General features: G+C 45.0%; 27 protein-coding genes. 3 read left to right on the forward strand and 24 right to left on the reverse strand.

What is annotated here, in order from left to right; translation table 11 throughout:
* Positions 1-217: 217 nt before the first annotated feature.
* From ccoS to ICN23_RS02230, 5 genes are all read right to left on the reverse strand, one after another.
* A complete protein-coding gene (ccoS, locus tag ICN23_RS02210) occupies positions 218-373 on the reverse strand; it encodes a cbb3-type cytochrome oxidase assembly protein CcoS (protein ID WP_216223553.1) in 156 nt (51 codons plus the stop codon).
* 9 nt (positions 374-382) lie between these two features.
* Positions 383-2,815: a heavy metal translocating P-type ATPase gene (locus ICN23_RS02215; RefSeq protein ID WP_216230722.1), complete on the reverse strand. Its 2,433-nt coding sequence runs from the start codon at positions 2,813-2,815 to the stop codon at positions 383-385.
* 8 nt (positions 2,816-2,823) lie between these two features.
* Positions 2,824-4,059, reverse strand: coding sequence for an MFS transporter (locus tag ICN23_RS02220; RefSeq protein WP_216230723.1), 1,236 nt, complete (start codon positions 4,057-4,059; stop codon positions 2,824-2,826).
* A gap of 140 nt (positions 4,060-4,199) precedes the next feature.
* Positions 4,200-4,955 carry a 2OG-Fe dioxygenase family protein gene (locus tag ICN23_RS02225; protein ID WP_216230724.1) on the reverse strand — a complete coding sequence of 252 codons (756 nt, stop codon included), beginning with the start codon at positions 4,953-4,955 and terminating at the stop codon, positions 4,200-4,202.
* Between the two features lie 55 nt (positions 4,956-5,010).
* Entirely contained in the window at positions 5,011-6,312 is a 1,302-nt protein-coding gene (locus tag ICN23_RS02230; protein ID WP_216230725.1) for a TAXI family TRAP transporter solute-binding subunit, read from the reverse strand.
* A gap of 112 nt (positions 6,313-6,424) precedes the next feature.
* On the opposite strand from ICN23_RS02230, the gene ICN23_RS02235 reads away from it, so the two are divergent.
* Positions 6,425-7,189 (forward strand): SDR family oxidoreductase, encoded by a 765-nt coding sequence (locus tag ICN23_RS02235; RefSeq protein ID WP_216230726.1) that lies wholly within the window; start codon positions 6,425-6,427, stop codon positions 7,187-7,189.
* Between the two features lie 4 nt (positions 7,190-7,193).
* On the opposite strand, the gene ccmI is transcribed toward ICN23_RS02235, so the two are convergent.
* The 16 genes from ccmI to ICN23_RS02315 all read right to left on the reverse strand — a co-directional run bounded on the left by ccmI (position 7,194) and on the right by ICN23_RS02315 (position 18,299).
* Entirely contained in the window at positions 7,194-8,393 is a 1,200-nt protein-coding gene (ccmI, locus tag ICN23_RS02240; RefSeq protein WP_216230727.1) for a c-type cytochrome biogenesis protein CcmI, read from the reverse strand.
* Positions 8,390-8,860: a cytochrome c-type biogenesis protein gene (locus tag ICN23_RS02245; protein ID WP_216230728.1), complete on the reverse strand. Its 471-nt coding sequence runs from the start codon at positions 8,858-8,860 to the stop codon at positions 8,390-8,392. Before ICN23_RS02245 ends, ccmI begins: the two co-directional genes overlap by 4 nt.
* On the reverse strand, positions 8,857-9,387 hold the full coding sequence (locus ICN23_RS02250; protein ID WP_216230729.1) for a DsbE family thiol:disulfide interchange protein: 531 nt from the start codon (positions 9,385-9,387) through the stop codon (positions 8,857-8,859). Before ICN23_RS02250 ends, ICN23_RS02245 begins: the two co-directional genes overlap by 4 nt.
* Positions 9,384-11,303 (reverse strand): heme lyase CcmF/NrfE family subunit, encoded by a 1,920-nt coding sequence (locus ICN23_RS02255; RefSeq protein WP_216230730.1) that lies wholly within the window; start codon positions 11,301-11,303, stop codon positions 9,384-9,386. The genes ICN23_RS02250 and ICN23_RS02255 overlap by 4 nt, the downstream gene beginning before the upstream one ends.
* Positions 11,300-11,734 carry a cytochrome c maturation protein CcmE gene (gene ccmE / locus ICN23_RS02260; RefSeq protein ID WP_216230731.1) on the reverse strand — a complete coding sequence of 145 codons (435 nt, stop codon included), beginning with the start codon at positions 11,732-11,734 and terminating at the stop codon, positions 11,300-11,302. Before ccmE ends, ICN23_RS02255 begins: the two co-directional genes overlap by 4 nt.
* Complete coding sequence (gene ccmD / locus ICN23_RS02265) at positions 11,731-11,919, reverse strand: heme exporter protein CcmD (RefSeq protein WP_216230732.1); 189 nt, start codon at positions 11,917-11,919, stop codon at positions 11,731-11,733. Before ccmD ends, ccmE begins: the two co-directional genes overlap by 4 nt.
* A complete protein-coding gene (locus tag ICN23_RS02270) occupies positions 11,919-12,689 on the reverse strand; it encodes a heme ABC transporter permease (protein WP_216230733.1) in 771 nt (256 codons plus the stop codon). The genes ccmD and ICN23_RS02270 overlap by 1 nt, the downstream gene beginning before the upstream one ends.
* A complete protein-coding gene (gene ccmB, locus ICN23_RS02275; RefSeq protein ID WP_216230734.1) occupies positions 12,686-13,351 on the reverse strand; it encodes a heme exporter protein CcmB in 666 nt (221 codons plus the stop codon). The genes ICN23_RS02270 and ccmB overlap by 4 nt, the downstream gene beginning before the upstream one ends.
* A complete protein-coding gene (ccmA, locus tag ICN23_RS02280; RefSeq protein ID WP_216230735.1) occupies positions 13,348-13,995 on the reverse strand; it encodes a cytochrome c biogenesis heme-transporting ATPase CcmA in 648 nt (215 codons plus the stop codon). The genes ccmB and ccmA overlap by 4 nt, the downstream gene beginning before the upstream one ends.
* Positions 13,996-14,184: 189 nt before the next feature.
* The gene (locus tag ICN23_RS02285) at positions 14,185-14,739 is read right to left on the reverse strand and encodes a flavodoxin family protein (RefSeq protein ID WP_216230736.1); all 555 of its coding nucleotides are present in this window, start codon (positions 14,737-14,739) and stop codon (positions 14,185-14,187) included.
* A 40-nt stretch (positions 14,740-14,779) separates the two neighbouring features.
* Complete coding sequence (locus ICN23_RS02290; protein ID WP_216230737.1) at positions 14,780-15,193, reverse strand: carboxypeptidase regulatory-like domain-containing protein; 414 nt, start codon at positions 15,191-15,193, stop codon at positions 14,780-14,782.
* Between the two features lie 78 nt (positions 15,194-15,271).
* Entirely contained in the window at positions 15,272-16,252 is a 981-nt protein-coding gene (locus ICN23_RS02295) for a zinc-binding dehydrogenase (protein WP_216230738.1), read from the reverse strand.
* A 34-nt stretch (positions 16,253-16,286) separates the two neighbouring features.
* Positions 16,287-16,721 carry a DUF2452 domain-containing protein gene (locus ICN23_RS02300; protein WP_216230739.1) on the reverse strand — a complete coding sequence of 145 codons (435 nt, stop codon included), beginning with the start codon at positions 16,719-16,721 and terminating at the stop codon, positions 16,287-16,289.
* A 70-nt stretch (positions 16,722-16,791) separates the two neighbouring features.
* Positions 16,792-17,340, reverse strand: a complete 549-nt coding sequence (locus tag ICN23_RS02305) for a DUF3833 domain-containing protein (RefSeq protein WP_216230740.1) — start codon at positions 17,338-17,340, stop codon at positions 16,792-16,794.
* A 3-nt stretch (positions 17,341-17,343) separates the two neighbouring features.
* Positions 17,344-17,892, reverse strand: a complete 549-nt coding sequence (locus ICN23_RS02310) for a chalcone isomerase family protein (protein WP_216230741.1) — start codon at positions 17,890-17,892, stop codon at positions 17,344-17,346.
* Positions 17,889-18,299, reverse strand: a complete 411-nt coding sequence (locus ICN23_RS02315) for a thiol-disulfide oxidoreductase DCC family protein (protein WP_216230742.1) — start codon at positions 18,297-18,299, stop codon at positions 17,889-17,891. The genes ICN23_RS02310 and ICN23_RS02315 overlap by 4 nt, the downstream gene beginning before the upstream one ends.
* A 61-nt stretch (positions 18,300-18,360) precedes the next feature.
* Between ICN23_RS02315 and ICN23_RS02320 the strand changes: the two genes are divergently transcribed.
* Together ICN23_RS02320 and ICN23_RS02325 are read left to right on the forward strand one after the other, a co-directional pair.
* Positions 18,361-18,735 (forward strand): DUF2237 family protein, encoded by a 375-nt coding sequence (locus ICN23_RS02320; RefSeq protein WP_216230743.1) that lies wholly within the window; start codon positions 18,361-18,363, stop codon positions 18,733-18,735.
* Entirely contained in the window at positions 18,732-19,631 is a 900-nt protein-coding gene (locus tag ICN23_RS02325; RefSeq protein WP_216230744.1) for a histone deacetylase, read from the forward strand. The genes ICN23_RS02320 and ICN23_RS02325 overlap by 4 nt, the downstream gene beginning before the upstream one ends.
* Before the next feature lie 18 nt (positions 19,632-19,649).
* Here the strand turns inward: ICN23_RS02325 and ICN23_RS02330 are convergent, their stop codons facing one another.
* The 3 genes from ICN23_RS02330 to ICN23_RS02340 all read right to left on the reverse strand — a co-directional run bounded on the left by ICN23_RS02330 (position 19,650) and on the right by ICN23_RS02340 (position 22,666).
* Positions 19,650-20,201 carry a phasin family protein gene (locus ICN23_RS02330; protein WP_216230745.1) on the reverse strand — a complete coding sequence of 184 codons (552 nt, stop codon included), beginning with the start codon at positions 20,199-20,201 and terminating at the stop codon, positions 19,650-19,652.
* 98 nt (positions 20,202-20,299) lie between these two features.
* Complete coding sequence (locus ICN23_RS02335; protein WP_216230746.1) at positions 20,300-20,941, reverse strand: hypothetical protein; 642 nt, start codon at positions 20,939-20,941, stop codon at positions 20,300-20,302.
* Between the two features lie 18 nt (positions 20,942-20,959).
* On the reverse strand, positions 20,960-22,666 hold the full coding sequence (locus ICN23_RS02340; protein ID WP_216230747.1) for an amidohydrolase: 1,707 nt from the start codon (positions 22,664-22,666) through the stop codon (positions 20,960-20,962).
* Between the last annotated feature and the right edge of the window lie 42 nt (positions 22,667-22,708).

Consider the following 22,708-nt stretch of genomic DNA (forward strand, 5'->3'; position numbering starts at 1 on the left):
CTTGATTACTCCCCACGGTAAGTCCCATGGTTTCTCCTTTTTTGTGACCAAACAACGACATAATCCAAATAGATTGGATCGATTATCAAAGTAAGGTCATTAAGGGAGTTTGATCTATGTCAAAAAGGATGGGGCAAATTGGAGCCCCTGGGAAATAAAATGCTTTATTTTCTAAATCATATTAAATATATGACTTTAATTGATAGTGCCTACTAACTTATTTAGACTTCGGAGTATCATCATCCATCAGAATGGCTTCGCCTGGACCATCCAAATCATCAAACTGACCGCTCTTAATGGACCAGTTCAAAATCCAGACCAATAGGCCAATCAGAACCAGCGAAATAGGGATGAGTAGAAAAAGGCTTTCCATCCCTATAGTCTAAGCTTTTCGCAAACGCCAGGCATTTAAGGTCACCGCAAGCGAAGAAAGCGACATGCCGATTCCCGCAACCCAAGGATTAACCCAACCCATCATTGCCGCCGGAATAGCTAACAAGTTGTAAATCAAAGCCCATAATAAGTTTTCCTTAATAATGGCTTGGGTTTTATCTGCTAATAAAAGCGTTTTTGCTAAGGGCTCTAGAGAGACGGCCGTCAAAATGGCATCAGCGCCTGCAGCAGCTAATGGTGCACCCGCACCAACGGCAATTGAGATATCTGCTCGCGCCAGCAATGGAGCATCGTTTACGCCATCACCAATGGCCCAAATAAAACGTCCTTCTTTTTGCAAGCGTTCAATGTAATCATACTTATCTTCGGGAGTGCAGCCGCCTCTGTGGGATTCAATACCAACATGATGAGCCCACCAAGCAACCGTATCACGATCATCGCCTGAAACTAAATGTACGGCAATATTTCTAGACTTCACCACTTTTAAGAATTCCTCCAAACCAACTCTTGGCGTGTCCAAGAAAACAAAGCTGGCGATCAATCCTTGCTCGTCGGCCAAATGCACTTGACCATATTGACCTAACTGAGAGCTCTGCTCTACACCCAGCCATAGAGCACTTCCGAGCCTATAAGATCCAGAACTTAAGCCTCGACCTAAAAGATTAATGACAGGCTCACTCAATAAAGGTATCGAAAGATTTTCTTTTTCAGTAGCACGCAATAAAGAAAGCGCCAGTGGATGCCTTTGCCCTGACTCCAAGGCCGCCGCTAAAGCAAGCGCATCCTCACGCCGATAACCCGCACGAAGATTGATGATTTCTTGTAACTCTGGCTGACCCATTGTTAGAGTACCGGTTTTATCAAGAACCAAATCCGTAGCCTTCACTAAACCCTCCATCACATGGCCACGCACGATCAGTAAACCTAATTTAGTTACAGCGCCTTGAGCTGCTGCCATGGCTGTTGGGACTGCAAGTGATAAAGCACAAGGACAACTCGCAACTAGTACCGAAACTAAAACAGTCCATGCGCGAGCAGGATCAAAGTAAAGCCAAATCGCTGATGAAGCAAATGCACTGAATAATAGGAACGCAACGAAATAGGCGGCCCACTTTTCAGCAAGACTAACCATCACTGGCTTTGCAAGTAATGCTTGATCCAGTAGAGATGCAATTCCTGCGATACGAGTGGATTGACCTACCGCATCAATTTTCATAAAGAATGGATTAAGAATGTTATGTGTACCTGCATACACGCGATCACCAATTTTCTTATCAACTGGTTTAGATTCACCGGTCAATAAGGACTCATCCAAAGCGCTCACATTTTCAACCAAAACACCATCAGCAGGCACCACCTCTCCAGGGGATACTCGTAATATCTGACCAGGATCGCAATTTACTACTGGAACAACCTCTATCTCTTGTGAAGCTGGGTAATCGATTGCACGCTCGCAGGTAGCAGGTAATTGTTTTGCCAAAGCCTCCGCCCCACCCTGCACATCTTGTCTAGCTAGTAATTCAACATATCTTGCAGCCAAGATAAATGCTACAAACATTGTGATTGAATCAAAATAACTTTGACTAGAGCCATTGATTAAGTTAATTGTGCCGGCGATGAAAGCCAATGCAAGCGCCAATGCAATTGGTACATCCATACCCAGCATATGCGTTTGCCTAAAGGACTGGACACTGCGCCAAGCTGCTTGAAATATTGGCCCTGCTGAATACACCATAACCGGTACGGTTAGCATCCAACTAGTCCAACCTAAAAGCACTTCAAACTCAGGGGTGATATCAGCGTCCACATAGGTTGGCCATGCATACATCATGACTTGCATCATGCCCAACATTGCTACGCCAAGACGTGACAGAAGCTGTCGCCTCTCTTTTTTCGCCCTATCCAATGATTGAGATGGTTCGAATGGCCAAGCTTCATAGCCAATCCGTTCAATTTCAAAAAGGAGTCTTGCTAAGCTTGTTTTTTCTGGTGAGAAACGCACCATCACTTTTTGAGTAACGTAATTAATTTGCACATCTTGAACACCAGCATTACGACGCAAATGTTGTTCACATAACCACACGCAAGCTGCACATCGAATTTTTTCTAATCGCAGAGTGGTCTCTAGACTGTCCTCGCCTTCAGATGAACGAGTAAAGCGGCCTCGCAAAGAAGGATCGTCATAAGGCTTCAGCTTTTCTGGGATTTCATTGCTAGCAAGATAGGCTGCCGGCTTATCACCAGCCTGTGATCGTCGGGCGTAAAAAACCTCAAGACCCTCACCATGAATCGTTTGTGCAATAGCCATGCAGCCTGGGCAGCAAAATGATCGAGGCTCTCCCCCTAATTCTGCCTCGATTAAATCATCTGGGAGAATATGGCTTGAGCAGTGATAACAAGCCAGAGAATTTGTTTTATCCATTTGGTTACTCAAGCACGTACTGCGCTACCCCAACCTCTTCGTCGCTCGTAGATGACAAATAGAACACCCCATATCACGACAGCAACATATGCCCAGACCCAAGCTACTTGTGAGGTACGCGAACCAGAGATATCCAGAACAAAGCCAAAAATTGCAGGGCCCAATAGGCCGCCGCCAAAGCCCATCAATGAGTGAAGGCCCATGGCAGCTCCTTTAATATTTTCTTGTGCGCTAATCACCAGGCCCGCAGTAAGTGTTGAGGAATCTGCCATGATGAAAATAGCATGTCCAATAGCTAGAGCAACAATTAACCACCATGATTGGCCTGTTGAGCAAGCAAATGCAATGCCTAATACAGCACTGGTCAGCATCACAATACAAACCCACTTCTGACGACCCACTCTTAAAGCAATTTCATTACCCAGTATTGAAGCAGGCACACCAAAGAAATTAATCACTCCGGCTAGAGTCGTAGCAGCCAGAAAAAAAGATTCTCCTGATGCTACAGCGCAAAAAGCAAAGAAGGCAACAATCCAACTCCTTGAGGCAAAGAGTTCTAATGTGTGAGCGGTATAGCCAAAAATAAATCCTGCTGCATTTTTATCTTGCAAAACTAGCTTCCATTTATCAACTGGAAAGATATCGTGCAGACGTATATTGATTGGACCCTTCCACTTCTCATGCTGCAATGCTGGGATAAATAGCAAAACAAGTAGAAATGCAGCAAGCGGTCCTAAGGCGATGAGCCCAAATACATATTGCCAACCCAGCGCACTCAGAATCCAACCAGAGCATAAATAAGAAAAGCCAGTGCCAATGCCAAAGAAAGCGGTATAAAAAGCAATGTGTCGTGTTAGCTCGCCTGACTGAATACGATCAGACAAAATTTTGAGGCCCGGCATATACGTGCCAGCAAGTCCGGCGCCATTTAAAGCCATGAATATTAGTGCTGTCCAAAAGTTATAAGCTAATAAGCCCATACCCAATAGGCCGCAGACAGCAGAAAGTCCACCTACTAAATACACCTTGCGAGCATCCACTCGATCGGTCAATGCAGTTGCTAATGGAACTGCCAGCATATAACCAAAGAAAAAAGCACTGGCAATCAATCCTGACTGTAAATTTGTGAGGTGCCATTCCTCTTGGAGGGTAGTGAGAACTACGGCATAGCAGGCAAAACCCAATAAGGCACAAGTTTGTGCCATCAGCATAAGAGGGGTGTAGCCAGCAGAACGAATGCGCATAGATAATCAGAAGAAACGTAAACTCATTCTACTCGCCCAGAACACAATAGGCTTGTTAGATCGTCAAAAACAAGATATTTACAGCAGGCTAGGCAATTCCATTGATGATTATGGAATAGTGCCAGAGCAACTCCCGGGCTTTATTGCTGACTAATATTCGGGGAATCTTGGAAACCGTTAGAGCGGTAAGTTAAGACTAAGGTATCTCGGTAGCCGTATTTTGTTAGCGGCTGAATAGGCGTTGATTCATGAATCATGCGCTGATCATTCATTAGCAATAAAGACCAAGGTTCTGTCAAAGTAAAGCGCAAACCCGCCGAGCCTGAGGCATCAAATATTCTCGTCTCACCACCCTTGATACCTGAACGATCTAATAAGAAGACTGCTACAAAATCTACACCATCGCGATGTGCCCCCTCAGGAGTCGGGCGACCAATACCATCGGTTGTATCAATCCGAAATTGATGCGCTTCTACAAACCAAGTATTAACAGGCTTTAAGCCATTTAAGATATGAGCAAGCCCAAGCAATACCGATTGCCAAGCAGGACTACTCAACAAGTCATTTTGGATAGGCTCAAACCAGCGCTCAATACCGCCGTGAAGCGCGTTGTAATCAAGTGATTGCCAATGTGCGCGATGCGGAACTAACGTAAGTTCATCGCCCTTGATTTGATAACTAGCATGACGACGGAAACGATAGCGACCGCCATCCTTTAAATAGGGGTCCCGGGGCAAGTCTTCCCAAAACTTGGCGAGGCCTTGTAGTTTGGCCAGATCGACATGACTAAATTGAGCCACAGTCTCAGCAGATACCACCGCAAAGCCGTCATCGAGTAAAGCTTGATCTATCTGCTTTAGAGGGGTTAATGGAGGCGCAAGGCCGGCAATCGTCATAGTTTTATTTTAGGGCAGTAAGCAAAAGCAGTTTTACTTTTTATATCCCCTTACCTTAATGAACTAGATTTAAACGTACACGCACCTCACCCACATGCCCTTTAAGGTCATATAGTTCTTTGGCGTCCAACATTGATACCTTGATATTACCAACCCGCTTTTCGATAGCCTCTAGATCTTTAAAATTCTTCTCTTTAAGCGCTGGATTTTGAGCATTCCTCTCAATCACCTTGAGCTCCTCATACACCTGAGCCAACTTCAATCGTAATAAGAAATTTTTCGTAGTTGGGATGTAAGTAAACAAGGGGATCAAAATCACTAAAAGCGGAATAACAATCTTGACAAAACGTCCCGCCCAAACTGCAGTCCAAAAAGGAAGGTGGCGATGCAGGAATGAAGGACCATCTTTTAGATAGATCTCTGCATCCACATCCAAAGGAAAATCCAATCCAGTACCCGATGGAAACTCGCCAGTCTTTTGCAGGCGTGAATATGATTTCAAAATATCATATGAAGCGCCAAGCAAAAGTGATATTAGTGCAGGGCTCGCATTATCGTGCGCCACTAAGGTCGCAGTAGCGGCCATCACCTGAATATCCTGACGAGGCTGATCATATTGAATGCTCAACAATCCTCTGGGCACGGTAACCTTAGATAAATAGGGAAGATTGCGAGTGTAAGCATCAGCCTGATCAAAGTTCATCAAGCGAATACCGGGAATAGAGTAAAACTTTTTCAAAATTGGCGCTTCCGCTGCTGCCACAATAAATACAGCATCTAATTCACCAGCACTGAACTTTGCAAGCGCTTCATCAGGCTTCAGTTTTTGCGCATCTATATCCTTGTCAGTAATGCCGCTAACCTGTAATAAATCCTTGGTGAGCGCCAGCGTGCCACTTCCTTCGTTGCCAATAGAGACTCTTTTTCCTTTTAGCTGACTCAATATTTTTAGTTGGCCGCCATCACTTTTAAAAGTACCTTCGCGATACCAAACCCAAATTGGCTCGTAAAACATGCCTGCTATCGAAACCAAATTGGGATATTCGCTAATGTTAGCGACCCCACCTTGCACCATCGCAAAATCTACTCCAGTTTTTGGATCATTTAAGAGGACCAAGTTATCGATAGTTCCACCAGTAGAGCGCACTTTAAGATCAACACCATCTTTAGATAACTCTGCTTTTAAACGCTCTCCAAATTGGTAGTAGAGACCGGTAGGAAATCCCGTGGCTAGCTCGATAGACTTTGGTGGTGGAGGTACTAAGATCCATAGCACCCCAAAAAGAATGATCAGCAGCGCAATAAAGGATGCTGCCAAAGCCAGTGGATTGTATATTTGCCTTTTGATGAAATTCATTGAAGCCTCTTATGTTTTTTGCATTATGCCCCGTGCATGGCATTAGGAAAAGGTTTCAAAACCATTCATGCAAATCAAGATAAGATGAGGCTTTTTAGACGCCCCAGAAACCATGAAGAATTCAGCAAAAACTAAGGTAGCCCTAGTCACCGGAGCGGGAACTGGAATTGGTAAGGCTGCAGCCAAGGCCCTGCTTAAGGGGGGCTATTGCGTAGTGTTGACGGGGCGCAGTATTGATAAATTAGAAAAAGCCATTACCGATATAGGCGGCGACCAAAGCAATTGTTTGGCGGTTGCTTGTGATGTTGGCAAACCTGATGCGGTCAAAAAGCTATTTACAGCCCTTAGTAATAAGTTTGGTCGCATCGATGTTTTATTCAACAATGCCGGCATGGGCGCTCCTGCAATCCCTATGGAAGACTTGAGCTATGAACAGTGGATGAACGTTGTGAATACCAATCTTTGCGGTGCATTCCTCTGCTCACAAGAAGCGATTCGCATGATGAAAGCACAATCACCTCAAGGAGGCAGAATTATTAATAATGGCTCAATCTCTGCTCATGCACCACGGCCTATGTCAGCACCATATACCGCCACAAAACATGCCATCAGCGGCTTAACCAAAACAATTGCATTGGATGGGCGCCCTTTTAATATTGCCTGCGGTCAAATTGATATTGGGAATGCAGCAACCGAGATGACTGAGCGCATGGCTGCTGGAATTCTGCAGGCCGATCAATCTATTAAGGTAGAACCCCGCATGGACGTTGATCACGTTGGGGAAGCAGTACTTCATATGGCTCAACTGCCGCTGGAGAGCAATATTCTGTCGATGACAATTATGGCAACCAATATGCCATTTGTAGGTAGAGGCTAAAACTTTACTGACGTACTTGATCGATCAGCAGGCGAACATTGCTTGCACCAACTTTAACTGTCTGCGCCGATGAGATGAGATCTCCTGCTTCGGGCTTTGCCATTCCAGTTTTCGAGATGCGTACCTCTACACTTGCCTCAGATAATTGAGAAAGTGGCGCACTTGGATTCATTGCCAAGGCGTCATTCAAAGTGAAGCTCATTGGAAAATCGCTAGCTGCCACCTTTAGAACCGCTACTGGCATGCGTTCACCAGGCTTACGAGCAATCACCATTACGATGTCTCCCGATTTAACCTTAGACTTCAAATCAGCAGACAGTTCAACCTTGCCACTAATCGCTTTGCTGGCCACCGAAGCGGGAGCGGAAGAAGAAAGGCCACCTTTAGAACGAGCCTCAGCAATTGATCCCTGAATAGCGCGTGCCTCATCAGTATCTGATGGTATCTGCTTTGCTAATTTTTCCCAAGTTTGAACCGCAGCCTTGTAATTACCAGCGCTATACGCTGCAGTTCCTGAAAGCCATAGCGCCATCAAATTATCAGGATCCAGTTTTAAGGCTTGATTGATTAACTGCAAAGGTTTTCCAGCAAAGTTACCGTTTGCATTAGTGGCCAATACATCTGCGTAATCAGCTAATAATTGCGGATCCGAATTGATGAAGTCGCCAGCACGGGCATAAGCTTTAGCCGCATCCTCATTACGGCCCAAGATTCGGTAAGAGCGAGCCAACATCGCCCAGCCCTTCAGATTACCTGGATCCTTCTCCATCTTGGCAGCAAATTCAGCCACCATTTTTTCAACGCCCTCTTGGGTAACCGGTGTCTCTGAATTTTTTTGCGCTATCCGAACCACATCCCCCAAAGAAAAATAGAGGGCGGATGAAAGCAAAACAATAAATATGCACAACCCAATAGCTGTTTTTTTCGCAGAACCCGCTACTTCGTGATCATCTTCTACGATCGTATCTTGAAAAAGGCGCTGGCGCATTTCAGCATGGGCAATTTCATAGTCAGCAGAACTAATTGTTCCTGCAAGATGTTCTGCTTCCAACTTTTCAAGCTCTTCTCGATAAATAGCAGCATTCATCTGGCGACGTGATGTTGCCGCACTCTTTGCAGGAAATATAAAAGGTCTTAGAACCAATACCAATACCAGAACCAAGAGCAAAAAAGCAGGAATCAAAAAGCTAGTCACTAAATTCATCCTTCTTTCTTATCAGCCGCATTTAACAATGCGTCGATTTTTTGATTGTCAGCATCCGTCAGTATGACGGTAGGAACGCTACTGTTTCTGCGTCGCAAATACATTAAGAGACCTGCAATACCAATGCCGAGAATGATGAACGGTCCAATCCAAAGCAACCAAGTCAATGGCTTGACTGGCGGACGATAGAGTACAAAATCACCATAACGCTCAACCATGAATGAGCGAATTTGATCATCAGTCTTGCCTTCACTAATCAGAATACGAATTTCACGGCGCAAATCATTCGCTAAATCAGAACGTGAGCCAGCCAATGATTCATTCTGACAAACTAAGCAACGCATTTCCTCTGAAATGCTAATGAGGCGCTGCTCTGTTACAGGATCATCCGCAAGAGGCGCTGCATCCTTGGCATATCCACTACCAAGACTTAATGCAAATAATATAGCTAGAAAAATCTGCTTCATGATTTTTTAAGCTCGCTGAGCATAGGGTAGATTTTTTGATTCAATAAATTGATCGTCAATGGACCAATATGCTTAAAGCGAATCACGCCTGCTTTATCAATAATGTAGGTCTCAGGCACACCATACACTCCGTAATCAATGCCAACGCGACCATTGCCATCAAAGGCAGAGAGTACATAAGGGTTGCCCTGTTTTGCCAACATAGCCAGTGCATCTTCACGCTTATCTTTGTAATCTAAGCCAATGACTGGCGCTATTTGAGACTTAGCCAGCTCAACTAATACGGGATGTTCTTCACGACAAGCTACACACCATGAGGCCCAAACATTCAGGACCCACACTTGACCCTTCATGCTTTCTGGTGAGAATGTTTTATTGGGTTCAGAAAGTTGAGCAACTTCAAACGCCGGGGCGGCCTTGTTAATTAATGGTGAAGGTACTTCATGAGGATCACGATTGAGACCAATAGCTAAGAAAACTACCAAGCCTGTAAACAATACAAGCGGAATTAAGAATTTTGCTTTCATGAGAGCTTGCTCTTTAACTTCATTCGATAACGCCTATCCGAAATAGCCAATACTCCGCCCAAAGCCATCAGTAAACAGCCACCCCAGATCCAATCAACAAAAGGCTTGTAGTAGACACGCACCGCCCAGGATTGATCTCCCAACTCTTCACCCAAAGATACATAAATATCGCGAGTCAGTCCTGCGTCAATTGCCGCCTCAGTCATCGGCATCGTAGATGAGAAGTAACTTCTCTTTTCAGGATAAAGACTGGTGGGCGAACCACCATCTTTTGACAGCAAGAAGGTACCGCGCATTGCCTGGTAATTAGGGCCGCGAGCAGGATTAACACCTTGCAACTGAATTTGATAGCCGCCAACCGTGACCGTGTCACCAGCTGACATACGTACATCTTTCTCTTCCTGATAAGCGCCCACCATCGTGACGCCAATTACAAACACCGCAATACCTAGGTGCGCTACCTGCATGCCGATAAAGGAGCGAGTAGGCTTACCAGCCTTTGCTTGACGAACGATTTGCATGCAGCCTGACGCGATGACCCAAAAAGCCAACATGAAGCCCATACCTGCAAGCCAAGTAAATTGCCCCATGACTAAAGGAATCGCAACGCCAGCCACTAAAGCAACGGCACCTGCAAGCCAAAGACGCTTGATGATGCTGAGCAAGTTGCTCTGTTTCCAGCTTGCCCAAGGGCCAATGCCCATCAACACCAATAAAGGAACCATGATGGGAACAAAGACGCTATTGAAATACGGAGGGCCTACAGAAATCTTACCCAGATGCAAAGCATCAATTAATAAAGGATAGAGTGTGCCCAGTAAGACAGATCCAGCCGAGACGACCAGAAAAACATTCCCAAGCAAGATAAATGTCTCTCTTGAGCTGAGATTAAATTTACCGCCCATCGTACTTTTAGGTGCGCGCCACGCGTAAAGCACCAGAGAAGATCCAACTACTAGTGATAAAAAGATCAGGATAAAAATACCGCGCCGAGGATCAGTTGCAAACGCATGCACCGAGGTCAATACACCGGAGCGAACTAAGAAGGTGCCCAGCAATGATAAAGAGAATGCTGTAATTGCCAAAAGCACGGTCCAACTCTTGAACCCGCCACGCTTTTCAGTAACAGCCAATGAGTGCAATAAGGCAGTGCCTACCAGCCAAGGAATAAATGAGGCGTTCTCAACTGGGTCCCAGAACCACCAACCGCCCCAACCTAATTCGTAATAAGCCCACCAAGAACCCAGGGCAATACCCAGAGTCAAGAAAACCCAGGCAGCTGTAGTCCATGGACGTGACCAACGTGCCCATGCTGCATCTAATCTGCCTGACAACAAAGAGGCTATCGCAAAAGCAAAGGCTACTGAAAAACCAACATAGCCCATGTACAACATTGGCGGATGAAATACCAAACCTGGATCCTGAAGCAGTGGATTTAGCGATCGCCCATCTTGAGCAGCCGGCAATAAACGTTCAAATGGATTGGAGGTAGTTAAAACAAATAACAGCAAACCGCTGGTAACCAATCCCAGTACGCCGATTACGCGCGCCACCATGAAATCATCCAAGGCTTTTGAGAGTTGCGCCACCAAGATAGTCCACGTAGCCAGCAAGAAGATCCACAATAAGAGCGACCCTTCATGGCCACCCCATACCGCACCCAATCGATAAATCACCGGCATTTGTGAATTAGAGTGCTCAGCAACATAGAGCACAGAAAAATCATTGCTGTAAAAACTCCAAGCCAATATTCCAAAGGAAATCGCCAGTAGTAAGAAAACGGTTTGGGCGGTAGGTCTTGCGAGAACTAGCCAGTCTCGGCGGCCAAAGTGGGCGCCCACCAAAGGCAGAACCCCTTGCACAAGAGAAATACAAAGCGCTAGAACTAATGCGTAATGCCCAAACTCTGGAATCATTTAGCGCTTCCGTTTTTCTGCGCCTGATCTAAAGCATGTTTGGCTTCAGGTGGCATGTAATTCTCATCATGTTTCGCGAGCACCTCACTGGCAATAAATTCACCATTCGCATTCATGCGACCTTGAATCACCGCACCTTTACCCTCTTTAAATAAATCGGGAAGAATGCCGGTATAGGCAACTGGAATATCTTTCACGAGATCAGTGATCTCAAAGTGCACAGTGAGGCCATCACGTTTTACCGAGCCATCCTTCACCATGCCACCAATTCTAAAAGTTTGACCTTGAGGCGCTTTACCTGCAGCAACCTCACTAGGAGTGACATACAAAGCGATATTGCTATTAAGCGCATTCAAGATCAACATGGCAGCAACTCCAATCGCCAGGAGTGCGCCAATAATAATCAATGCGCGTTTATGTCTAGGTTTCACTTACCAATCTCTTTATCAAACTGTTCTGCTAGCTGCTGTTGCTTCAACCTGCGCACAATCGCCCTAAAACGAGCGCGCACAAATAGAGGCTCCAATATCAAAACCAAGGCACAAATGCCAAAACTGCTCCACACATAGAGTGCGTAACCGCCCATAGCAAAAAACTCGGAAGGACTATTCCACATTAGCTTTTCACCTCAATTGATTGTCTCACCCAATCCGCATGGGCTTCACGCTCCAAAATGATTGCCCTCACTCGCATTAAGGTGACTGCAATGGTGTACATCCAGAAACACAAGGCCATCAATAGCATTCCCCAGAGCATGGTTTGAGCCATTGCTGGTGATTTAGTCAAAGAAACGGAAGCCCCTTGATGCAAGGTATTCCACCATTTCACTGAAAAGTAAATAATGGGTACATTAACTACGCCAACTAATGCCAAAATTGCACTAGCTTTATCAGCGCGACGCGGATCGTCGATAGCGGCTCGTAAGGCAATAAAGCCCAAATAAAGAAACAATAGAATCAGCTCTGATGTGAGTCGTGCATCCCATACCCACCATGTACCCCACATTGGCTTGCCCCAAAACGCACCAGTCCATAAAGACAGAAACGCCATCCAGGCGCCAATTGGCGCAAGTGCCTGCGCCATCATGGCAGACAAGCGGGTATTAAAAACAAGCCCGAGCCCCGCCCAAGCAGCCATCACTAAATAGATAAACATCGACATCCATGAGGCTGGCACATGGATAAAGATAATGCGATAGCCCTGCCCTTGAACGGCGTCCACTGGAGCAACAAAAAAACTTACCCATAAACCAATAGCGCCAAATAGCAATGTCAAAACCCAAAAGAATGGGATGAGCTTTCCCGCCACCGGATAAAAGGTGCTGGGGCTAGATAACTTAAACCAGTTAATCAGGCGGTTATTAGAAAAGTGATTTGTTTGACTCATTCAATCGCAATCTTTACAGCAGCAGTACTTACCCAAGGAACAAATGCTAAAGCCAAAATCAATAATGCGCCCAGCAATGAAAAATGGCCCGATGCATCCAAGCCCACACTATTAGCGTATACAGCGCCAGCACCAAAAATGAGGACTGGAATAAATAAAGGCAGTATCAATAAACTTAATAAAACGCTGCCACCCCTCACCCCCAAGGTCAATGCAGCCCCTATTGAGCCTAGCAAGGATAGCACTGGAGTACCCAATAAAAGAGTGCCCATCAGCACATATAAAGAGCTGGCATCTAAATCAAACTGAATACCAATAATAGGGGCTAAAAGTACCAGCGGTAGGCCACACACAATCCAGTGGGCAATAATTTTTCCGGCCACTAGTAGCGCCAGAGGTTGAGGCGACAAAACCAGCTGCTCTAAAGAACCATCCTGATAATCGGCCGCAAACATTCGATGCAAACCTAATAATGTAGAAAGCAAGGCCGCAACCCAAAGAACGCCTGGTGCGATTTTTCGCAATAATGCAGCATCCGCACCAATCCCCAGAGGAAATAAACTGGTTACAACGACAAAAAAGAATAAGGCCGTTAGCACTTCGCTCTTGCGGCGCATAACCAGCAACAGATCGCGATGAATGATCGTTAGTAAAGCCTTCATAAATCAAGCGTCCTCACATGAGGAAGATTTACCTCTTGATGGCTAGTCAATACCACCAAGCCCCCAAGCTTCACATGCTCTGCAATAAGATCTTGCAAGGCTTGCACAGCATGAATATCCAGCGCATTAAATGGTTCGTCAAGAATCCATAGCTTTGCTTGCCGCGTCAGCATGCGTGCCATCAAGACGCGACGCTTTTGCCCAGCCGACAAACAATTGACTGGCAAGTGTTCACGCCCACGTAATCCAAAGCGCCAGAGGGCTGATAAAGCCTTCTCGCCTAGCAATTGAATATCATCTAATGCAGCATAGATCTGTAAATTTTCTAGCGCAGTGAGATCTTCCTTTAAGGCGTCGCGATGTCCCATAAACAAGAGTTCGCGATGATAAGCAGAAACATCTTTAGCAATAGATATTCCATTCCAAAAAATCTCGCCAGCCTCTGGCTTTGATAAACCCGTCAGGAGTCTGAGTAAGCTAGTTTTTCCAACGCCATTTTCTCCGCGCACATGAAGGCACTCTCCACCAGAAACCTTTAAGTGAAGATCTTCAAACAATCTTCTTTCACCGCGTACACAAGCAAGAGCTCGCGCTTCAAGCGCCAAGGCAGAGTTGCTGGAGGTGGAAGAGTTATCGACTGTCATGTAGGGCAATGGCTTGATTTAAACCACCCCAGGCATTGTCCAGACCCCATTGGGACTAACAAACCAGAAAAAGTGGAATTAAGGGAATAATCCCTTTCAATTCAATTACTTATGAAATTATAAACCGAGTCCACCAAGAACAAAAAAACCACCAAAAGGTGGTTTTTTCAATTAAATCAATTACTTAGCTTAGTTCAGACGCTTTGTAATTTCAGCAATACGCTGCCCATAGAGTCTTGCAGTCTCTAAGTCACCGGCATTCACCTCATCCACACTCGCATCCGAGGGAGTCTGCATCATGGCTCCTGCAGAAGAACCAACATAGTTAATGTCATCACGTTTAGCGGCTTTTGAGTTGGAAGGCATCAACCCAGTTCCCACCCATAAACCATTGTGCTGCATGGCCAAGGTAAAGAAATAATGCAAAGTGGAATGCTTATCGCCATTCATCGTGGCTGAATTAGTAAAACCGCCAAACACTTTATCTTTCCATTGCTGAGAGAACCATTGCTTGGAACTCGCATCAGCAAACTTTTTAAATTGCCAGCTGACGGTTCCCATATAAGTTGGCGAACCAAAAACGATTGCATCCGCTTCATTCAAAATTACCCACTGCGCATCCGTCAAGTTGCCCTCAGCATCAATTGCTACCAATGTAGCGCCAGCTCCTTTTGCAACCGCTTCCGCCTGTTTTACCGTGTGCCCATAGCCACTATGAAATACCACTGCAATTTTTTTTGTCATATCAATCTCCTTTTAAGAATGCAATCTGCTCTTAATTATTTTATTTCCAGAATAAAGAAATTTTTTGCGGCGTTTCAGGCTTAATAGAAAGTATTCGCCTTTGAACAACCCCTTCATATACCGCTTCAACCACATAATCTCCGGGCGTAAGATTAATCAGCATATAAGGGCCATCTGCTTGGGCGTCAAAGATCATCTGCTTTTTATTTGAGCTCATGATTTTGATAGTTGCTCCAAATATCCAAACACCCCTACCATTCTCAATCTGCGACATTTCCAGCAATAAAGGCCATTGCTTTGCCTCGGCAAGAATGGCTACCGTCTCACCCTCACCAACACCGCCAGTGATGTAAGAAATGCCTTGTGAATACTGTGTTTCTGGAATTTGAGCCATAGACAAAGCGCTCATCAAAATCAAATGCGTGGAAAAAATTATTTTTAGAAGTGTTTTCATCCTTCTATCCTACGCCTGATTGCTCTATAAAAAAAGCCCCGCAAGACGGGGCTTTTGTACGCTAGAACACTTAAGAATCTATGGTGTCATGACAATTGCGCCAGAAACTTTTCTACCTTCAGCAGCACGGTGTGCGTCTGCCGCTTGCTCCAAGGAAAACTTCGCGCCAATTTGTACTTTGACCTGCCCTTTGGCAATTGCATCAAAGACTGCTTTAGCATTTTCTTTTAACAAGGCTGCAGTTGCATTATGTGGAAATACAGAAGGTCTTGTTAAAAATAGACAACCCTTCTTGTTTAAGATTTCTGGCTGAATCTCTGGGGCTGGTCCTGAGGCGGCGCCGAACAAGGCCACCGTGCCAAACGGAGCGGCACAATCCAAGGATCCCAAGAAAGTAGTCTTTGCAACAGAGTCGTAAACCACGTTAGCTTTTTTGCCACCAGCTGCCTTAATAACCTCTTCAACCCAATTTGGTTGAGAGTAATCAACTACGGCGTCACAACCTGCTTCCTTAGCGGCCGCGAACTTTGCTGGCGAACCCACAGTGCCAACAACAAAAGCACCCAAAGCTTTTGCCCAGCCAGCCAAAATTTGACCAACACCACCTGCAGCAGCATGGACAAGTACAACATCGCCAGCTTTTACTTTGTATGTTTTCTGAACTAGGTATTGCGCAGTCATTGCCTTAAAGAAAACCGCTGCAGCTACTTCATCAGAGATGCCAGCTGGTATCAAAACCAATTTATCAGCAGCAACATTACGAGCGCTAGCGTATGCACCAATTCCAGCGTTCATGTAAACCACGTGATCGCCAACTTTAAAGTCAGTAACGCCTTCGCCTACAACCTCAACAACACCAGCAGCCTCATGACCGAGGCCAGTAGGCATCTCGAGCGGGTACACACCAGAGCGCTGATAAACGTCAATGAAATTAAATCCAATCGCAGTTTGACGAATCTGCACTTCACCTTTTGCAGGTGGAGGCAATTCTTTGTCGATTACCTTAATTACGTCTGCACTGCCTAATTCAGTCAGACTAACAACTCGAGCTTTTGTCACGTGTCACCTTATTATTTTTATAGAGAGAAAATAATCATACAGTAAGGGCATCTTCCTCAATTACCGCCCAAGTACTATCACCCAACTTCTTCACTGCCATTGAATAGGTCCAACTCTCAGGAATACCGCAACTCCATTCTTTTGGACCATTCTGGATTAAGACATTAACGCCATTCCTGCCGTCATAGTACAAGTGATAAATTTTTCCATGAATTGGATTAAAGCTAAATTTAGCGCTGTGCACCATCTCAGTAGCATCGAGTCTTGCTTGCAAAGCTTTCGCCTGCTTCATCAAAACCTCAGCTTGCTCCATAATGCGGTCATATTCCAACTTAGCATTCTGACGCGCTACGTTGACAGCTTTATCTTTTTCTTCTGTAACCTTGATAGGAGCAAATACAGGGGCGCCCACCTCCATTGGATATTCAATCCCTGCATGACGCGCTGGATCGGTATCTTCGATTCTCATGAAATGCCCTGTATTTCTATATAAATAAGTATTGTTCGCAGAAAGTGTGACACAAATCCCGGGCTTTTGCTCAGCGCTTATGGAAGCTCAAAGTAACCTCACCCAGCTCAATTCCAAACTTACTCATTTTGGCCTTATTGAGCATCACTTTAGGGGTCATCAAGTACATCCAATCATTGAATTGCACGTGATAAATGGTGCCATCCACTGGCAAGGCAAGGGTATAGGTCCAATTCAGAGCATTTCCTGCTAGTTGGCCTTGGGCATCCCCCACTACGTCATCCGCTCTACCAATGTAATAGCCAGGAGATTGCTCCGTTAAAGTCCAAATACGCTTTTGCTTAGTACCATCCGAGTAGTCAAAGCTCTCATCAAGAGTGCCTACTTTTTTTCCATCAACAGTTGTCCAATTGGATTTGATCAACACCGTAAAACGTTTTTTTACCTCGCCACTGCGATCGGTAAAAATGCCATAGGCATCAATCGTTCCCGAAAAATACTCACTCAGATCCAGTACAGGCTTTTCAGCTGCATATTGCGAAACTTGAGGCGCAGAACAAGAAACGACAAATAGTCCGCAAAATATCAACAGCGTGAAACGATAAAAAATGGTTTTCATGAATTAGCAGGCCTCATTAAAAATCGGTGGCGGGCAAGATTGTCCTAGCAACTCCGTCCGCAGCTTAGGTGCACTTGTTTTTGGATCAAGCCAAATCCCAAAAAATGCCTTTGAAAATTCAGGGCCTGGTATCTGTGCAATCTGCTTACCATCGTGATAAAAAATGGTTCCTTGCTTAGGGGAATACATCGCTGTCAAAGTTTGTCCTGATTCCACATTCGGCAAGATGGCAGTTAACTCCTTACCCCAAAGCGATGCCTGAGCCTCTGGCACACCAATACGCTTCATCTCCTCGACACTTCGATTGGCAATAGAGGATCCAGAGAATGATTTTTGGTAGCGCAGATTTAATGCAAAGTCGGGAGAGGATAGAGAGCCCACTCGATAAAAGGAGGCGTCGTAAACATGCAGGCCAAACCAAGTGAGTCGTCCACTACCTTGAAGTTTTGCAGAACTGATATTTGCAGGCAATTCAATCGGCTCGCGAGCAAAGCCAGTTGATAGCACTGTGCTCAATAAAGTAAACACGATAAAAAATTGAATTCTTTTCATTGTGATGCCGTTCCTGATTTGGACTTGACTAGACGGAGTGCTGCCGGCCCAAAAAGGCTCGAGATTGCATGTCTATTCTTAGCAAAAAATAGATACCCCAATTTAAAGAATGGTTGCAAAGGCTTTCTTGAGAAGAGCCAGGCCATGCGCGGCAGATCTGCTCGACGATAGGCTTCAGGAAAAACAGAAACGCCCTGAATTAATCTGCCACTAGCAAATTGACCATACATAGCCGCTAATGCAGCTTCACAAGAGACGCCTACCTTTTGAGGGTCAAACCGATCAGAATTAATATCAACAAAATCTAATAAGTTAGCGTGATTACGTCCGGACAAAAAAAGAATCTCCGCCTGACATAAAGGGCAGGCGCCATCGTAAAACAAGGTGAGTTTCTCTAGTTGAGTCATCGTTCAGCAAGTTTACGGCTTATTCAATAAACTGGTTGACACTAATATTTTTAAGGTTGTTATGCAAAACGAGATTGCACTGAATGTATATGGGGAGCCGTTAATACCCTGCTCTTTCGATCCCCTAACTGGTTTTTTTAGGGATGGGTGCTGCAAGACCAATGAAGAAGATGTCGGCAGTCATTTAGTTTGCGCGATTGTGACAGATGCTTTTTTGCAATTTAGCCTTCAAAAGGGGAATGATCTCATCACCCCTCGGCCAGAGTATCGATTTCCTGGACTGCTTGCGGGAGACCAATGGTGTTTATGCATCAATCGCTGGGTAGAGGCCTTAAACGCAAATTGCGCTCCATTAATCAAGCTGGAAAGTACTCACATCAAAGCTCTGGAAACGGTGCCATTGAATATTCTCAAGGAATATGCGAGAGAAGTTTGAAGGCTTTTTATACCGACCATTTTGTATTACCTCTGCCTACAGGGCATCGCTTCCCTATGGAGAAGTACTCTCGATTGCGAGATTTAGTTAGCGCTCAAGCAGGTATAGAACTTGTTGAAGCGCCACCAGCAACAGATACCCAAATTTTGTATGCGCATGATCCGGGCTACCTCATTAAAGTAATTGACGGAGCGCTTTCAACACAAGAGCAAAGAGAGATTGGTTTTCCCTGGAGCACTCAAATGGTCGAACGTTCACGACGCTCAGCAGGTGCTACTGTTGCTGCAGCTAAAGCAGCCTTGCAAGAAGGTATCTCTGCCAATCTAGCTGGGGGTACACATCATGCCTATCGAGATACCGGAAGTGGATTTTGTGTTTTTAATGACTCTGCTATTGCGGCACGCACCCTTCAAAAAGAAATTAGCGGATCACTCAAAATTGCCGTAATTGATTTAGATGTTCATCAAGGAAACGGTACTGCAGCGATTCTGCAAAATGATGATTCTATTTTTACCCTATCCCTTCATGGAGAAAATAACTTTCCATTTAAGAAGGAGCAGAGCGATCTTGATGTTGGTCTCGCTGATGGCTGTAACGATGATGTTTATTTACACTCGCTGCGTGAATCCCTTGACCAATTAGATACACGCTTTAAAGCAGACTTTCTCATCTTTCTAGCCGGCGCAGATCCACATGAAGGTGATCGACTTGGAAGGCTGGAGATTACTAAGGACGGCATGCGCCAGCGGGATGAAATGGTGTTTGAGTTTGCGCTAGCTCGTCAACTACCTATTGCATTCTCAATGGCGGGCGGCTACGGCAAGGAAATCGAATCTACCGTGGATATTCATTTTCAGACTATCAAAACCGCCCTACAATTTCAAAAACAGTATTAAACCCCTAACCTGAAATACTCAGCTCTTCTTCTTAGGAGAGCTTTTTGGGGTAGCAAGATTACTCACGTTCTCAACACTCTTTTCAAAATTAGTAAATGAGTCCGCCATTGCAGCACGTATCAACTCAAAATTCTGCAACGCATTGTTAAAGGATGTTTTAAATACTGAAACATAGGCTTCGCTGCCAATCGGTGCATTATCAGTAGCCTCATTCACAAAGTGAATGAGATCCGCCTTGGATTCTTGAATCATCGTTTCTGCAATATAAGCTAGCTCTTGATTACCGCTCTTAAGTACTTGCAATAACTGGTTGTGATATTGAGTAATCTCCTTGGCTGCATCCTGCAATACTTCAGCATGCACATACTCAAAGGCGGATTTAGGATCTTGGGTTGTCATCAACTCAGATACCCGCTTCTGAATCATGGCGGCCAGCTCTTGTGTAGCCTGTTGATTAATTTTTGCAATCGCCTGCGCACTCTCGACCGCCACGCGCCCTGCTGCTCTTGTAGCGTCAACGGCGCTTTGTTGCCCTGGCATAGTATTCATATTCAATGATTTCTTACTCATATCAGCCTTTCAGATGGGTATTGTTATGTACCAATCTACTCTCCTTCAGGCGGGTTTCTATAGAGAAATACCAGTATATGTAAGCAAACTGCCTGCCATTACTTCTTTTTGGGCAGACTATTTAAGGTTGCGGCATTATTCAGCTGCTGATCCACCAAATATAGGGTGCCACCATAATTGGCCTGTAAGTCGTATCCAGAAAGTCCCACCGTGTAAAAAGTAATCTCCGGGTTAAAGGATCGAATCGTTCCACCAGAGCCTGCTGAGAAATTCGCATCCACATCGACACCACCACGTTGACCATCAACCGAGGTCAGTAGAAACTGATCAATAGCGCCTGGAGTCTTAAAGATTGCCACTTGGTATTGATCTTGATATCCAGCCCCTAGACCTTCGCCGGTTTTTAGTGCTTGCATAAAAATGGGGTCTTTACGTCGCTTATCAAACAATACGCCTTCGCCGCGCGCCACCACTAATAGAACAATATTCACATTCGTAGTGGTGAAAACAGCATAGCCAGCCGCCTCATCGATTTCTTTTTGAACCGCGGGCTTTTGTTTGATGAGGGCATCCAAGCCAGTTTTGGCCATCCTGAGAGTGCCCTCACGTTTTTGAGCGATTTCTGTTGGAGTTAGAGGTTTGCCATCTTGGCCGGTAGACTGGCAACCCATCATTAATGCCACCATCAATGCGGTTACAGCAACACATTTAGATAAAGAGTGGAATGCAATAGTCATCATTATTTAAGCTCAAGATATCTATTGCAAGCTAACTGGCTTACCATCAATCCACGTGCTTTTTACTTTAATGTTGTGAATATCGGCTGGTGCAGTTTGGCGAGGATTTTTTTCTAAAACAACTAAGTCGGCCTGCTTGCCTACTTCTAGACTACCAACAATATTGTCCGCAAAGATTTGATATGCAGCATCAATAGTGATAGCACGGATTGCATCATCAACCGATACCGCTTGATCTGGTCCCAATACTTTTTGTGGCGGCAACTGCCATAAACGCGTTACTTCCTCACTAACATAGTTCAGAGGGCCAACATTCGAGACCGGCGTATCACTGTGCAATGTGAATTTGCCGCCTGCACGCTTGAAGTCACCAGCTGGATCAATACGCTTTGCGCGCTCAGATCCAATGATGTGATCATTAAATGCAGCGCCCCAATAATTAACGTGCCCAATCGTAAAGCTTGGAACTACGCCTAATTTCACGGCTTGCTTTACTTGAGACTCATGATTCACAGTGAAATGCTCAATACGCAAACGACGGTCTTGCGACTTAGGATTACCAGATAACAGCTTGGTATAGCTGGCTAAAGTTTGGTCAATTGCTTTATCCCCATTGGAGTGAGTAGAAATTTGCCAACCTTGATCAAAGAATCCCTTCATGGAAGCATAAATTTCAGAATCTTTATAGTTAAGCGCCCCGCTCCAGTTGGAGTTTTTTGGATAGGCATAAGGTGCATTTAATGCAGCGGTTAAACCTTGAGTAGATCCATCAGAAATATATTTAATGCCAATAAAGCGTAATTTGTCATCACCCTCATTAGGCTTAATAGAAGTTTTCCCTGCTGGTAAAGCTTCACTAAACAAATAACCACGCACTCGAATAGGCGCAGCATTCTTGGCAAAAATCGCCTTATAGATAGCAACCTCCTTATCAACACCAAAATTACCGCCCACACTCATCTCAGAGGCGGTAGTAACACCAGTTGAGGCAATCTTTTTCATAGTGCCTTCAATAGCACTAAATAATTGAGTTTCAGTGGGCGCCGGCATCTTTGCCATAAATGGCAAGTAAGAAGGAGGCTCTACTAATTTTCCAGTGAGCTTACCTTTGGCATCTTTCACATAAATGCCACCGCCAGGAGGATTGGGCGTTTTATCGGTAACGCCAGCCAACTCTAAAGCCTTGTGGTTTACATAGCCTATATGGCCAGATTGATTCACGATAAAGATAGGCACATCTTTAGATACCGTATCCAAATCATCGGCAGTAAGTTCAGCCATAAAAGGGGTGGTGCGCGATGGGTCAACACCAAAACCAAAAAGCCATCCGCCAGCAGGAACATCTTTAAGAGCGGCTTTCATTTTTTTTACCAAGGTTTCTTTAGTGTCATACGGCAAGGTAAAGTTACTTAGATTTAAGCCTAAGCCTTCAAACACTGCAGTTACCAAAATATGGACATGGGGCTCGACAAAACCCGGCATTAAGGTTTGACCTTTTAGATCAACCACCTTGGTAGTTGAAGTCTGCCAGTCTTTAGTTACTGCATCTTTAGTGCCGACCGCAACAATCTTGCCGCCTTGTACCGCGAGCGCCTGCACTTCTTCATTCTTCGCATTTACTGTAACAATTGGACCGCCATAGAAAATCGTGTCGGCATTCCCTTTGGCAAAGGTGGCCGCGCACTGCATCATTAAAAGCACAGAAAATAACTTTGGCACGAATTTCATATTCTTATCCTAGTGTTTGATTGAATGCTTGAAAGCAGTCAG

This window comes from Polynucleobacter sp. MWH-Jannik1A5 (genome assembly GCF_018881795.1).
Lineage (GTDB): Bacteria > Pseudomonadota > Gammaproteobacteria > Burkholderiales > Burkholderiaceae > Polynucleobacter.